The organism is Pinirhizobacter sp. (assembly GCF_036499745.1).
GTDB lineage: Bacteria > Pseudomonadota > Gammaproteobacteria > Xanthomonadales > Rhodanobacteraceae > Pinirhizobacter.
Window position 1 is genome coordinate 22,951 of the sequence record NZ_DASYDG010000023.1, and the last position, 14,599, is coordinate 37,549.

General features: G+C 65.1%; 10 protein-coding genes. 4 read left to right on the top strand and 6 right to left on the bottom strand.

Annotated elements, in window-relative coordinates:
- Window positions 1-163: 163 nt before the first annotated feature.
- Window positions 164-994, top strand: a complete 831-nt coding sequence (locus VGM61_RS07915; protein WP_331522218.1) for a DUF1481 domain-containing protein — start codon at window positions 164-166, stop codon at window positions 992-994.
- A 69-nt stretch (window positions 995-1,063) separates the two neighbouring features.
- Here VGM61_RS07915 and VGM61_RS07920 read toward each other — a convergent pair whose 3' ends face one another.
- From VGM61_RS07920 to mnmG, 4 genes are all read right to left on the bottom strand, one after another.
- A complete protein-coding gene (locus tag VGM61_RS07920; protein ID WP_331522219.1) occupies window positions 1,064-2,887 on the bottom strand; it encodes an autotransporter outer membrane beta-barrel domain-containing protein in 1,824 nt (607 codons plus the stop codon).
- Between the two features lie 188 nt (window positions 2,888-3,075).
- On the bottom strand, window positions 3,076-5,430 hold the full coding sequence (locus tag VGM61_RS07925; RefSeq protein ID WP_331522220.1) for a Tex family protein: 2,355 nt from the start codon (window positions 5,428-5,430) through the stop codon (window positions 3,076-3,078).
- Window positions 5,431-5,479: 49 nt separating this feature from the next.
- Window positions 5,480-6,250, bottom strand: coding sequence for an RDD family protein (locus tag VGM61_RS07930; RefSeq protein WP_331522221.1), 771 nt, complete (start codon window positions 6,248-6,250; stop codon window positions 5,480-5,482).
- A gap of 66 nt (window positions 6,251-6,316) precedes the next feature.
- Window positions 6,317-8,197, bottom strand: a complete 1,881-nt coding sequence (gene mnmG / locus VGM61_RS07935) for a tRNA uridine-5-carboxymethylaminomethyl(34) synthesis enzyme MnmG (RefSeq protein WP_331522222.1) — start codon at window positions 8,195-8,197, stop codon at window positions 6,317-6,319.
- Between the two features lie 557 nt (window positions 8,198-8,754).
- On the opposite strand from mnmG, the gene VGM61_RS07940 reads away from it, so the two are divergent.
- A complete protein-coding gene (locus VGM61_RS07940; RefSeq protein ID WP_250624483.1) occupies window positions 8,755-8,937 on the top strand; it encodes a hypothetical protein in 183 nt (60 codons plus the stop codon).
- 53 nt (window positions 8,938-8,990) lie between these two features.
- On the opposite strand, the gene pepN is transcribed toward VGM61_RS07940, so the two are convergent.
- The gene (pepN, locus tag VGM61_RS07945; RefSeq protein ID WP_331522223.1) at window positions 8,991-11,648 is read right to left on the bottom strand and encodes an aminopeptidase N; all 2,658 of its coding nucleotides are present in this window, start codon (window positions 11,646-11,648) and stop codon (window positions 8,991-8,993) included.
- A gap of 68 nt (window positions 11,649-11,716) precedes the next feature.
- On the opposite strand from pepN, the gene VGM61_RS07950 reads away from it, so the two are divergent.
- A complete protein-coding gene (locus tag VGM61_RS07950; RefSeq protein WP_331522224.1) occupies window positions 11,717-12,718 on the top strand; it encodes an aldose epimerase in 1,002 nt (333 codons plus the stop codon).
- Window positions 12,712-13,659 (top strand): pyridoxal-phosphate dependent enzyme, encoded by a 948-nt coding sequence (locus VGM61_RS07955; RefSeq protein ID WP_331522225.1) that lies wholly within the window; start codon window positions 12,712-12,714, stop codon window positions 13,657-13,659. The genes VGM61_RS07950 and VGM61_RS07955 overlap by 7 nt, the downstream gene beginning before the upstream one ends.
- On the opposite strand, the gene VGM61_RS07960 is transcribed toward VGM61_RS07955, so the two are convergent.
- A complete protein-coding gene (locus VGM61_RS07960) occupies window positions 13,645-14,529 on the bottom strand; it encodes a DMT family transporter (protein ID WP_331522226.1) in 885 nt (294 codons plus the stop codon). The genes VGM61_RS07955 and VGM61_RS07960 overlap by 15 nt on opposite strands.
- Between the last annotated feature and the right edge of the window lie 70 nt (window positions 14,530-14,599).

A 14,599-nucleotide genomic window follows, 5' to 3' on the forward strand; every position in this document is an offset into this window, starting at 1 on the left:
TCGCAAGACGGTCGGTTGACACTTCTCGGGACGCATGTCCTTGACTTTGCGAACGTGGCGTTTCCCGTTTATATTTGGATCTTCCCCCGGTAAGCATTCACGGACGTTCACGCGCCCTGTATGCCCATCGCGCTCTTTTGTCGTTTTCCAATGAGGTATTTCCATGCGCAGGATCATTCTGCCGTTGCTTTCGGCGGCTTCGCTGGCACTGGCCGGTTGTAATTCTTCTTCCGACAATGCCCAGCAGAACGCCGCTCCACCGGCACCGACTTCGGTTTCCGGGACGGTGAGCCTGCGTGATCCGTCGATCCAGGTGTCGCCAAACGCCAAGCTCGACGTGAAGCTCGTCGACGTTTCCCGCCAGGGTTCCTCGCCGGTCGCCACCAAGAGCTTCCAGCCGGTGACCCTGCCGCAGCAGTACAAGCTCGACTTCGATGCTGCTGCAGTCAACGCGAACGACATCTACGTGGTGCAGGCCTCCATGGTCGACGGCGACCGCACCTTCGACATGCCGCTGCAGGCGCCCGTGCTGACCAAGGGCAAGCCCGCCACCGCCGACATCGCGCTGCAGGCCAAAGCCACGCCGGGCGAGAAGGAAATGGCTGGCTTCAAGGATCTGCAAAAGCGCATCGGCGGCCTGAAGGTCACCAACGGCACGCAGTTGCAGGAAGGCGTATCGCGCGGCTGGCAGGTGTTCCGCAGCGGCACGGACGTCGTCTTCATCCGTGAGCTCGTCGACTACGGCGACAAGGGCTTCACCAGCACCGATTACGCCTACAAGAACGGTAAGGTTTGGGTGGCCGAGCAGCAGAAGAAGCCCAGCAAGGACGGCAAGGCCACCTCCACCGAGCGTGCCGCTTGGAACGACGCTGGAGAGCTGGTGTTCAAGACCAACGATGCGGGTGGCAAAACTTCTCCCCTCGGCGACGATGAAGCGGCCAACCTCAAGAAGCAGGGTGAGTCGATCCTTGCCAAGGGCAAGGGCGGCAAGTAAGCCTCGTTTTGTTCTGGACAAAAAAACGCCGGCGGAAGCCGGCGTTTTTCTTTGCCTGTTGGAAAGAGATCAGAACCCGATCTTCATCCCCAGGTTCACGCTGCTGTACTTCTGCGAGTCGTCGCTGAAGCGGCCGCTGTAACCGATCCAGCTGACCACGCTGTCGGAGAGCTGGGCCATCAGGCCGAGGTCGGCCGTGCCCCAGGTCTTGTCGGGGCTGAAGCCCTGCAGCACGAAGGTACCGTTCATCGATACCAGGCCTGCTTCGATGTCGCGGGGGTCGGCCTTGCTGTCGCGGTTGAAGGACACTTCGGCGTAGGGGTGCAGCGCCAGTTCGTGCGCCGTCCAGTTGCCCTGCAGGCGCCAACCCACGGTGGAGATCAGTGCCTTGCGCTCCTGGCGGCCGAATGTCATCGCTGAAGAGTCGTTGCCGTCTTCGTTGTACGGGTCGACCTTGTTGTTCTGCCATTCGAAGTTCACGAACGGGCCGGTCTTGATCGACTCCGAGCCGAACCACCAGCCGCCGGTCAGCGCGGCATCCAGGTGCGAGCCACTGGTGTCGCCTTCCTCGGTACGGGTAGCGGTGCCAAGGGCGAACTTTCGGTCGATGTCGTTGTAGCTGAGCTGGCCGAAGCTGCCGATGGCGCCGAAGTAACCGCCACCCTGGTGGTAGAAGGCGTACAGGGAGCCTGCCAGATCCTGCATCTTGTAACCGCCCTGGCCGCCGCGGAAATCCGCATCGGTCTGGCCCAGGCCCAGGGCGACGCCCGCGGACCAGTGCTCGGCAAGCTTGGCGTCGGCGCCCACGGTAAGGTTCACGTTGTCCGCGTCGGTCTTCACCGAGTTGCCGTTGCCTTCGTACTTCTGCTTGCCGTAGTCGACCACGGCGAACAGGCGGCTGTCGCTGCCGAAGTTGTCGGCCAGCATCTGGTTGGTCAGCGCGTGTACGTGCGCTGCATGCGTGGCCATCGGGGCCTCGCCCAGCAGGGAGATCTTCTCCGGTGCGCTCAGGATCGACACCGCGTACTGGCCCAGCAGGGCATGGGCGGCGCCGGTCGGGTGGATGCCATCGGCGAACAGGTAGTTCGAACCGGCATCGGGCGCCACCAGGGTGGCGGGAGAGCACTGGATGGAACTGGGCGTGGTGCAGGCCGGGGTGGTGACGTTGGTGAAGCCATACTTGCCGGGCTCGGCAATGATTTCGTTCAATAGGGAATAGGTGTTGATCGGCACGATGCCCTTGCCCAGCTGGGCGATGCCGCCGTTGAGCACGCCGTTATAGGCCAGGGCCAGGGTGCTGGCGCCGGAGGCAGCTTCTGCGCCCTGCGACATGGCGGCCGGTGTTTTGCCGATGTCAGGAATATTGAAAACGACGATGGTCTTGGCGCCGGCGGCCTGCAGCGCCTTGATCGCGCCTACTTCCTGCGTAGCGGCCACGGCGGCGGTCTGAAGCGCGGCGGCCTGTGAGGGGGCGGCCGCGGCACCGAGCAGATCGTTGGCGCCGATCCAGACGCTGTACAGAGCGTGCGGGTCGGCATGGCCGCCGTTGGCGGCGAGGTAACCACCCACCTGGTTCAGTACGGAGGGCGCCGGCGGCAGGGCAACATCGGTGGCCACCATGGCACCGCCATAGGCGTAGTCCGTGCCGCCGCTCAGTGAGGCGGTGAGGTTATAGCCGTAGGCGTTGGCGATGTTCTCGATCGCCGTGGTGCTGGGGTTGGTGGTGAAGCGCTGCGGCGAGGTCGGCGGAATGCCGAGCTCGGCCGAGATGTTGCCGGCATCGCTCAGGCTGTCGCCAAATGCGACCACCTTGGTGAAGTCGGTGGCCTGGGCCGCAGCGGAAAACACCAGCGCCGTGGTGACGGCCGCTGCAAGGTGGCGAAGACGTGGCATGCGTAGGACCCCTGGTCGAGCTGTGTTAGAGAATCGTTACGTTAATGCAACACATACGGAAGCGCATGTTGCGGTGCGCCATAAGAAATCGCTCAAGTCTGGGCAAAGAAAAGCCGGCTTTCGCCGGCTCTTCAATGTTTCCTTGCGTCATCGAATCTCGCGGCGCACGTCGTATTCGGCCTGCATGCTCACCGCTTCAACGCTTTGGAAAACGCATCGGCGAACGCACTATTGCCCGGAGCCGGGGTAGGCTTCGGCGCTATAGGTGCGCGGCGATCACCGCCACCACCACCACGCGGCCCACGATTGTCGTTGCCGCCACGGTTATCGCGGCCACCATCACGCGCCGCGGGCTTGCCACCACGTGCCTCACCGGGCACATCATCCAGTCGCATCGACAACCCGATCCGCTTTCGCGGCAGATCCACTTCCATCACTTTGACCTTGACGATGTCACCGGCCTTCACCGCGTCACGAGGATCCTTGACGAAGGTGTGCGACAGCGCCGACACATGGACCAAACCATCCTGGTGCACGCCGATGTCGACGAAGGCGCCGAACGCGGCTACGTTGGTGACGCGGCCTTCCAGCACCATGCCCACGGCGAGGTCTTTCAAGTCTTCCACGCCTTCGGCGAATGACGGCGCCACGAATTCCGGGCGTGGGTCACGGCCGGGTTTTTCCAGCTCTTTAAGGATGTCGCGCACCGTGGGCACGCCGAAGGTTTCGTCGGTGAACTGCTCGGGTTTCAATCCGCGCAGGAACGAGGTGTCGCCGATGATGTTGCGCACCTCGCGGCCGCACTGCTTCAGGATACGCTCGACCACCGGGTAGGCTTCCGGATGCACGGAGCTTGCATCGAGCGGATTGCTGCCATTGGCGATGCGCAGGAAGCCTGCGCACTGTTCGAAGGCCTTGTCGCCCAGGCGTGGCACCTTCAACAAGGCCTTGCGGCTGTCGAAAGCGCCGTGTGCGTCACGATGCTTGACCACGTTCTCGGCCACGCTCGACGACAGGCCCGCCACGCGGGCCAGCAGCGGAGCGGAGGCCGTGTTCACATCCACGCCCACGGCGTTCACGCAGTCTTCCACGCGCGCATCGAGCGCGCGGGCCAGCTTCACCTGGTTCACGTCGTGCTGGTACTGGCCCACGCCGATCGCCTTGGGTTCGATCTTCACCAGCTCCGCCAGGGGATCCTGCAGTCGGCGGGCGATGGATACCGCGCCGCGGATGGATACATCCAGTTCCGGGAATTCCTTCGAGGCAAGTTCCGATGCGGAATAGACCGAGGCGCCGGCTTCGCTCACCACGATTTTGGAGAGCTTTAGGTCGGCGTGTTTCTTCATCACTTCGCCGGCGAGCTTGTCCGTCTCGCGTGAGGCAGTGCCGTTGCCGATGGCGATCAGGTTCACGCCATGCTGCTTCGACAGCGCCGCGATGCGGGCGAGGGACTGGTCCCACTGGTTGCGCGGTTCGTGCGGGTAGATGGTGTCGTGGGCCAGCAGCTTGCCGGTGGCATCGACGATGGCGAGCTTGCAACCGGTGCGGATGCCCGGGTCAAGGCCCATCACCACCTTGTTGCCGGCGGGTGCGGCGAGCAGGAGATCCTTCATGTTCTCGCTGAACACGCGGATGGCTTCGTCCTCGGCGCCTTCGCGCACGCGGCCGAAGAGGTCGAGGGTAAGGTGAAGATGCAGCTTCACGCGCCAGGTCAGCCGTACCGTTTCACGCAGGAAGTCATCGGCCGGGCGTTTGCGGTCGACGATGCCGGCGCGCGCGGCCACACGGCCCTCGCCCTCGGCGTGACCCTGCTCGGCATCGCTTCCAGGCACCAGGTCCAGTTCGAGGATGCCTTCGTTGCGCGCGCGCATCAGTGCCAGTAGACGGTGCGAGGGAATTTTCGCCACGCTTTCCATGTGGTCGAAGTAGTCGCGGAACTTCGCGCCTTCGTTTTCCTTGCCTTCCAACACGCGGGCCTTGATCTGGCCGACGTCCCACATCCAGTCGCGCAGCTCGCCCACCAGATGGGCGTCTTCGGCGATGGTTTCCATCAGGATGGCGCGGGCGCCGTCGAGCGCGGCGCGGATATCGGCCACGCCCTTTTCTGCATCCACGAAGGTGGCGGCCAATGCATCGGGATCCTGCGTGGGATCCTCGCGCAGCGTCGTGGCCAGCGGTTCGAGGCCCGCCTCGCGTGCAATTTGCGCCTTGGTACGGCGCTTGGGCTTGTAAGGCAGGTAGAGGTCTTCCAGGCGCGCCTTGGTGTCGGCTTCGCTGATATCGGCCTTCAGTGCGTCGGTGAGCTTGCCCTGCTCGGTAATGGAGTCGAGGATGGCCTTGCGGCGATCTTCCAGTTCGCGCAGGTAGCGCAGGCGCTCTTCGAGCAGGCGCAGCTGGATGTCATCCAGCCCGCCGGTGACTTCCTTGCGGTAGCGGGCGATGAACGGCACGGTGGCGCCGCCGTCGAGCAGTTCCACCGCCGCGCGCACCTGTTCGGGCTTGGCGGCGACGTCCTGGGCAATGCGTTGTTCGATCGAGAGCATGCTTGATGCGGGTTCCGTTGATACGAACCCCGCATCATAGCAAGCGCGGTCAGGCGCTGAACGAGCCGTCGTCGCTGCGCGGTGCAGGCTGTTGCGGGTTGTTGCGGGCGGCGCTGGCGCGCCCGTTCACCACCAGGGTGCTGGCCATCATGTCGTGCAGGGCCTGCTTGCGCTCGGTCCATCCGGCCATCATGAAGCCGATGCACAAGGTCAGTGAGCTGATGATCTTGCCGAAATGACGGCCGGTGGCCCGCAGGAAAGTGATCCGCCGGCCCTCGTAATCGGTAACGCGGATGCCCATGGCGAGCTTGCCGGGCGTGGCCTGCATGGCGGAGCTTTCACACAAGGCGAAGTAGGCCCAGGTCACCAGCGACTGTACGCCGATCACCGGCAGCATCGCACTCCAGAAGGCGCCGTAGGCAGCCATCAGCACCGCCGGGTCGTTATTGGCGTTTTCGATGGTGTGCATCATCGCCAGCTGGGCGGCAGTGCCACCGAGCAGGTTGCCGATGATGATGTTCGGGATCCACAGGATGAACCCGTCCAGGATGTAGGCCACCAGGCGCTTCCAAAAGCCGGCGTAGGGCTGCGGGTCGGCCACCCATGGCTGCGCTGGCGGTGGCGGTGGCGGCATTGGCGTGGCGCTGCCCCCAGCGGGAGCTTCACCCGGGAACAGGTCGCCGGCCGGCTGCCAGTCGGTGAGGCCCGCGTGCCAGGCCAATTCCCCGGGCTTGAGCGACCCCTCGCGCAGCCACTGGCGGATGTCGGCCTCGCTGTAGGGGCCGAACCGCTCGCCGTTTCGGCCAATCCAGACTTCCATGATGAACTCCGTGTAGGACTGGCCCGATGATCGCACGGGGCGTCAGCCGTCCGTAACCGTCGGAAGTCAGGCGGCGCGTCGTTTGATGTGTACCAGCAATAGCGAGATCGCGGCGGGGGTGACGCCGCTGATGCGCGATGCCTGGCCGATGGTCGCCGGCTGGCCGCGCTTGAGTTTGAGCAGTACTTCGGCGGAGAGCCCGCGCACACGGTCGTAATCGAAGCCGGCGGGGATGGCCAGGGCCTCGTGCTTGCGCTGGCGGGCGATTTCCTCGTGCTGGCGCTCCAGGTAACCGGCGTATTTGGCTTGCACCTGGACCTGTGTGGCCACGTGCTCGTCGGCCACGGCCGGGCCCATGCCGGGAACGGCCATCAGCGCGGTGTAGTCGATCTCCGGACGACGCAGGAGGTCCAGCGCATTCGTCTCGCGGCTGAGCGGCAGGCCCAGGGTGGCCGTGACGGCGGCACCCAGGGCGTTGCCAGGCGCTGCCCAGGTGGCGCGCAGGCGGGCGGTCTCGGCGTCGGTGGCCTCGCGCTTGGCGAGCAGGCGGGAAAGGCGCTGGTCGTCGACCACGCCTAGTGCGTGGCCGGTTTCGGTAAGGCGCAGGTCCGCGTTGTCCTCGCGCAGGTGCAGGCGGTATTCCGCCCGCGAGGTAAACATGCGGTAGGGCTCGATGGTGCCGTTGGTGGTGAGGTCGTCGATCAGCACGCCGATATACGCCTCGTCGCGCCGCGGGAACCACGGGGCCTCGCCACGCGCCTGGCGGGCGGCGTTCAGCCCGGCCACCAGGCCCTGCGCGCCAGCTTCTTCGTATCCGGTGGTGCCGTTGATCTGGCCGGCGAAGAACAGGCCGCCGATCGCACGGGTTTCCAGCCACGGGTTCAGGCCGCGCGGGTCGAAGTAGTCGTATTCGATGGCATAGCCCGGCCGCGTGATGTGCGCGTTCTCGAAGCCGCGGATGGAACGAACCAGTTCAAGCTGCACGTCGAAGGGCAGCGAGGTGGAGATGCCGTTGGGGTAGACCTCGAAGGTGTCCAGCCCCTCGGGCTCGACGAATACCTGGTGCGAGGACTTATCGGCGAAGCGGACCACCTTGTCTTCGATGGAAGGGCAATAACGTGGACCGATACCCTCGATCTGGCCGCTGTACAGTGGGGAGCGATCCAGTGCGCCACGGATGATCTGGTGCGTGCGCTCGCTGGTATGGGTGATCCAGCAGCTCACCTGGCGCGGGTGTTCGCTACGGGTTCCCATGAAGGAGAACACCGGCGCAGGGTTGTCACCGGGTTGTTCATCCATCACCGAGGTGTCGATGCTGCGCAGGTCGATGCGCGGCGGCGTGCCGGTCTTCAGGCGATCGGCGCCCAGGGACAGTTCGCGCAGGCGGCTGGCCAGGGTGGACGCCGGGGGATCGCCCGCTCGGCCGCCCGCGTACTGCGCCGGGCCGATGTGGATCTTGCCGGCCAGGAACGTGCCTGCGGTGAGCACGACGGTCGCCGCATGGAAGGCCAGGCCCATCTGCGTACGTACGCCGACCACGCGGTCGCCTTCGAGCAGGAGGTCGTCCACGGCTTGCTGGAAAAGCTCAAGGTTCGGCTGCGTTTCAACCATCCGGCGGATGGCGGCCTTGTAGAGCACGCGGTCGGCCTGGCAGCGCGTGGCCCGTACAGCCGGGCCTTTGGAGGCATTGAGCGTGCGCCACTGGATGCCCGCACGGTCTGCCGCATGCGCCATCGCCCCGCCCAGGGCATCGATCTCGCGCACCAGGTGGCCCTTGCCGATGCCGCCGATGGCCGGGTTGCAGCTCATCTGGCCGATGGTTTCGATGTTGTGCGAAAGCAGCAACGTACGCGCACCGCTGCGCGCGGCCGCCAGGGCCGCCTCGGTACCGGCGTGGCCGCCGCCCACGACGATCACGTCGTAGCGGGTGGGATGGGTGAGCGACATGGAGAAAAGTGACGCGTAAGGGCAGGAGATGCCGATTTTAACCCGTGTAGGGCCCGTGTACGGCAACCATGGTCAAGACGGACTGATCGAATGCCAGACGCGCATAAACGAGCTTAACGAATGCCTTTCTGGCATGGCTGATGCATGAATGGCCGGGCACTTCCCCCGGGCAGATGCTGCGCATGATGCGCGCTGAGGTCAGGCGACAGGGGCCGGACCGCGTGCCGGGGAGGGTAGCAAGCTGGAAAAGGAGGATCTGGCGCCCGGCGGTCTCAGGAACAGGGGGAATCCAGGATGACCGTGTGCCGGGCGCCAGAAACCGTTTAAGGCTGGCATCAAAAGAACCGCACTTGTTGCGGTTTTTTGTTACCCCGAATATTTACGCTGTTCGAATGAACGGCGTGTGACTTTTTCGTTGTCGATATGCCGGTATGCGGCATCTCGTGACGCAGTACGTCAGGTTTTTGTCTATGCCTTAAATAGTGTGATGTAGATCACATTCGTGGCATGACCCATGCATCGTCCTGCTTACCAAGTGCTTCGGGAGGAGAATTGCCATGGGATCTCATGAACTGGAACCTGTCTACAGGCACCACGATCTGCTGATCGAGCTAGGTCGTCTGGAAATGGCGATGGAGCACCTGGAAGGCCGCGACGAGGAAAAACGTGCTGCCGTGGCGCCCCGCCTTGAGCAGCGTATCGTCCGCGTCCGCCAGGAAATTTCGCTGCTCGCTGCCTGACCGGCTCGCGTTTGACAGCCAGGAGCGCCCCGCCACGCGGGGCGTTTTGCTGTTCAGTCCCCGACCACGCGATCCAGGATGTCGGCCAGGTCCCGTGAAAGCCCTTCGTGGCCCTGCATCCGGTTGACCGCCGTGCGCGCCAGTTCACGTTGGGGCTCAACCAGGCGCGCCCAGCCGTTGAACGCAGTGCCCAGCCGCGCGCTCACCTGTGGATTGATGGCATCGATCTGCAACAGGCGATCGGCGAACCAGTCATAGGCGGCGCCATCGACGCGGTGGAAGCCGGTGGGATTGGAGCGTGCGAAAGCGCCCATCAGCGATTGCACCCGATTGGGATTCTTGAGGTTGAACGCGTGATCGGTTTCCAGCCGCTGCATGCGGGCAAGCGCGCCTTCGCCGGGCAGGGCAGCCTGCAACATGAACCACTTGTCCAGGGCCAGCGGATTGGCATCGTAGCGTGCGCGATAGTGTGCAAGCTGGCTGGCAGCGCCGGCTTCGTCCGTACGCGCAAGGGTGGCCAGTGCCGCGAGGCGGTCGGTCATGCCGGGGGCACTCTCGTATTGCCGCGCGGCAAGCGAAGCGGCCCTGGCCGGTTCCACCGCGGCGAGAAGATCGAGCACGCGGCGTTGCAGGCGCCGCCTGGCTTGCGCAGCTGAGTCCAGATCAGCGCTGGCACGGGCGAGCAGACCCGCATAACGCGCCTCCAGATTGCTGGCGCCCACACGCATGGCCAGGCGCGACAGCAGGCGCTGGCGCGCCCCGTGTACGGCGACCGGATCGTGCCGTGGCTGGCGATCGGCAAGCTCGATCTCGCCTGGCGGCGTGAGCAATTCGGCCAGCAAGGCATCATCCATCGATGGATCGGCAAAGATCGACGCGATCGATGCAGTCCAGGCATCAGTAGCACCGTGGGCGTCCCCACCCGAAAGGCAGGCATCGAACGCCAGCGCGGCCAGCTGCTGCCCGGCCTCCCAGCGATTGAAGCCGTCCACGTCGTGGCGAAGGAGCAGTGCAAGCTCGCTGGGCGCGTAGTCGTACTCCAGCATGACCGGAGCGGAGAAACCACGCAGCAGGGAGGGCACGACTTCCTCACCGATGTCCTCAAAGACGAAGTCGCGCTCGGCATGGCTGAGCACGATCACGCGTTCGTCGGCCGCGGCCTGGCGCGATTCACCGGGCATGCGCAGTGGCAGCATGCGCCCGTCATTGGCGAACAGGGCCAGTTTCACCGGGATCGGCAAGGCCTGCTTGGCGCCCTGGCCCGGCGTGGGTGAGGTCTCCTGGGACAGGTGCAGCGTATAGCGGCGTTGGCCCGGATCGAACGAGCCGCGGCCGCGCAGGCGCGGCGTGCCGGCTTGTGCATACCAGGCCAGGTAAGGGGTGAGGTCCACGCCGTTTGCATCGCCCAGCGCGGCCAGGAAATCCTCGATGGTCGCGGCCTCGCCGTCGTGGCGTTCGAAATAGGCATCCATGCCGCGGCGGAAACCCGTCCGCCCCAGCGAGCCTGCGATCATGCGCACCAGCTCTGAACCTTTCTCGTACACCGTGGCCGTATAGAAATTATTGATCTCGCGGTACTCGGCCGGGCGTACCGGATGCGACAGGGGGCCTGCGTCTTCGGGAAATTGCGCGCGGCGCAGCAGGGCGACGTCTTCGATGCGCTTCAACGCCGCCGAATTCATGTCGGCAGAAAAACTCTGCTCGCGATACACGGTGAGCCCTTCCTTGAGGCTCAACTGGAACCAGTCGCGGCAGGTGACCCGGTTCCCGCTCCAGTTGTGGAAGTACTCATGTGCCACCACCGCTTCCACGTGCAGGTATTCATCGTCCGTGCTGCTGTCAGGGTCCGCCAGCAGGTATTTGGCGTTGAAGATATTCAGGCCCTTGTTTTCCATCGCACCCATGTTGAAGTCATGGGTGGCGACCACGTGGAAGACATCCAGGTCGTAGTTGCGTCCGTAGGTTTTTTCATCCCACCGCATCGAACGCACCAGGGCATCCATGGCGTAGTGGCAGCGATCGACCACATCGGCCTCGGCCCAGATGTGGATCTGCACGGCGCGGCCGTTGGCGGTGACGTAGTCGTGGCTGATCCGCTCCAGGTGCCCTGCCACCAGCGCAAACAGGTAACTGGGCTTGGGATGCGGATCGACGAAGCGTGCCCAGTGGCGGCCGTCGCCAAGTTCCCCGCAGCCGGCGGGGTTTCCACCGGCCAGCAATACCGGGAAGCGCCGGGCATCGGCGTTCAAGGTGACGGTGTAGCGCGCCAGCACGTCCGGGCGGTCCGGGAAATAGGTGATGTGGCGGAAACCCTGGGCTTCGCACTGGGTAAGCAGGAAGCCGGCCTCGCGGCTGCCGGAGAGGTAAAGACCCTCCAGCGCGGTATTGGTCGACGGCTTGATGCGGACACGGGTGGTCAGCACGAACTCATCGGGTACGTCGTGCACTACCAGGCCGCGCTCGCTCGCTTCGTAGCGCGTGGGCGGCACAGCTTCGCCATCGATCAGTACTTCGAGCAGTTCGAGGTCTTCCCCGTCGAGCTCCAGCGGGGCGCCCGGTTCGCCATCGCGGCTGAGGTCGAGCCTGGCGATCACCTCGGTCTGGTCGATCCCCAGGGAAAAGTCGAGATCCACGTGGGCCACACGCCAGGCGGGTCGCGCGTACTCGGCCAGCCGCACGGCGGGGGCGGCACTATCGTTGCGTGCATTCATGTCGTTGATCGCGCCAAGGCTGAACCGGCAGGCTAACATGCGGCTTTTCGGCTTGGCAGGACCTTTCGATGAACCGATTCAGCATCACCCGGGCCTTCATGGGGGGATTTCCCCTGGTTGTGCTTACCGACCATGAGCGGGGGCTGGTATTGCGCGTGGCCGAACGCGGGGCCACGGTAGTGGGCATCGAGGTGCCCCTGGCTGGCGGAGCCTTCCAGGTAGCCGACGGTTTCCATGACGAGGCAGAACTGGCGGCCGGCAAGAGTGCGCGTTTCGCCATCATGGCCCCATTCGCCAACCGCATCGTGGATGGCCGATACCGGTTCGATGGCGTCGAACACGACATGCAACCCGGGGTCACGGCCGACCGGGGTGTGCGCCACGGCTTCCTGCGCACGGCCGATTTCACCATCGCCGATGAATTCGTCGGCGAGGACAGGGTTTCGGTGGCCTTCTTCAATGGCAGCATCCGGCCGGGTGTGTACCCGGGCTATCCCTTTGCCATCGACACTACCATCCGCTTCACACTCGACGCCGACGGCATCACCCTGCAAGCGGTGCTTCGCAACGTGGGCGACGAAGACGCGCCCTGCTTCTTCGGCTGGCACCCGTATTTCCGCATGCCGAACGGCCAGGTGGACGAATGGCTGCTGCAGGTCGACGCGGCATCGCTCGTGCGCACGGATGCCGGCACCATCCCGCTGCCGGGCAAGGCCGCGTTCGCATCGTTGGACGAGGTCGACCCATCGCTCGATTTCCGCGCCATGCACGCTATTGGCGCTACCCGGGTGGACAATGCCTACGCGAACCTGCAGCGTGAAGCCGATGGTCGTGCGCGCATGCGGCTGCGCGATCCACAAGGCGCGCTGGAAGTACGCGTCTGGCAAACCGACGGCGTGGGCCTGGTGTTCACCGGCGACACGGTGCCGCGCGAGCCGCGCACATCGGTTGCCATGGAACCGATGGAAACGCTGACCAACGCTTTCAATCGTGATGACAGTGCGGATCTTGTGCGCCTGGCGTCCGGCGCCGAGCGCAGCTTTACCTGCGGGATCGAACTGACATGGTAACGGCGCCCACGTTCGACCATGTTCGCGATGCCGCCGCGCGCATCGCAGGCCATGCGGTGGTGACACCGGTGATGCGCCATGACGCCCTTGATGCCCTGGCGGGAGCGGAGCTGTTCTTCAAATGCGAAAACCTGCAGCGGGGCGGCGCGTTCAAATTCCGCGGTGCGTGCAATGCCGTGTGGGCACTGGACGAAGTCGCCGCCGCGCGGGGGGTGGTAACGCATTCGTCCGGTAACCACGGCACCGCGCTGGCGATGGCGGCGGCTACGCGAGGCATCGCCGCGCATGTCATCGTGCCCGAAGGCGCCGTGCGCGCGAAGCTGGCGTTGATCGAAGAGGCCGGTGCGGTGGTGCACCGCTGCGCGCCGACCCAGGCCGCGCGTGAGGCCATGACCGCGCAGGTGCAGGAGGAGACCGGCGCGGTGCTGGTGCACCCCTATGCCGATACGCAGGTGATGGCCGGGCAGGGCACGGCGACCCTTGAACTGATGGCGCAAGCGCCTGGCCTGCACATGATCGTGATACCGGTAGGCGGTGGCGGCCTCGCAGCCGGCACCACGATCGCCGCGCAAGGATTGGATGCTTCGGTGGTCGTCCACGCGGCCGAGCCCGCTGGCGCTGCCGATGCCAGCCGGTCGCTAACGTCGGGCAGGCGCGATGTCGACTTCGTGCCCGATACGATCTGCGACGGCCTTCGCGCTGCCATCGGCGAAACGAACTTCACCGTGCTATCCGGTCATGGCGTGAAGGTGACCACGGTGACCGACGAAGAGTGCATCACCGCCATGCGGTTGGTGTGGACACACATGAAGATGATCGTTGAAGTCTCAAGCGCTACCGTATTGGCGGCCGTGCTGAAGGAACCGCGGTTATTCGCCGGCAAGCGGATCGGACTGGTGCTTACCGGTGGAAACGTGGATCTGGACTCACTTCCCTGGTGAGCGGCCCAGGCCCGTCACGGCCACGAGGCCTGCGACGATGAAGGCGATGCCCACGACGCCCATCGGCGAAACCGTTTCGCCAAGCAGAAGCCAGGCCAGGCCCACGCTCGTCACCGGCACGGCCAGGGTTGATATTGCCGCCACCGCGGTCGGCAACCGCTTGACCACGAGTGCCCAGAGCGCCCACGCGATGCTGGAGGCGGCCACCACGCTATAGGCGAGCCCGGCGATGAACGCGGGCACCCATTCGATCGGGCGTTGCGGTATGCAAAGGGCCGCGATCGATAACGCGACGGCACCGAAGGCCATCTGCCAGGCGGTGAGGGAGAGCGGTTGAACCGGATGCCTCTGGAACAGCCGCTTGGAGGCGACCGTGGCGCCCGCCCAGCAAAGCCCGCCCGCCAGCGCCAGCAAGGTGCTGGTGGCATTGCCCAGCCCGTTCCAGGGCTCGATCACGCAGACCAGCCCGATGGCCGCAAGGGCTACACCCGTCCACTGTCTTCGCGTGGGCGCCTCGCCCAGCCCGACCCAGGCGATCAGCACGGCCCAGAAGGGCATGGCGTAGGCCAGCAGCGCCACGTGTCCGGCGCCACCGGCGATCAGCGCAAGCTGGCCCAGGCCCTGGAACGCAGCGGTCTGCAACAGGCCGATAAGGATCGTCGGTCCAAGCGGCGGCGGCCGCAGCGACTGACGCGTCACCGCCATGCCGGCGAACAGCAGCACAGCCCCGCCGACATAGCGCAATGCGGCAAAGTCGAACGGGCCGGCGTGGCGCAGCACCTGCTTCATCACGATCCAGCTATAGGACCAGATCAGCACGGTGACACCCATCGCGACCAGGGCGCCGCGTCGGCTGGACATGTCGTTCATGGATGAGTGCGGGCCGTGCGAAAACCACGAGCTTACCCGACACCGAAACATTCACGGGCCCACCATCGCC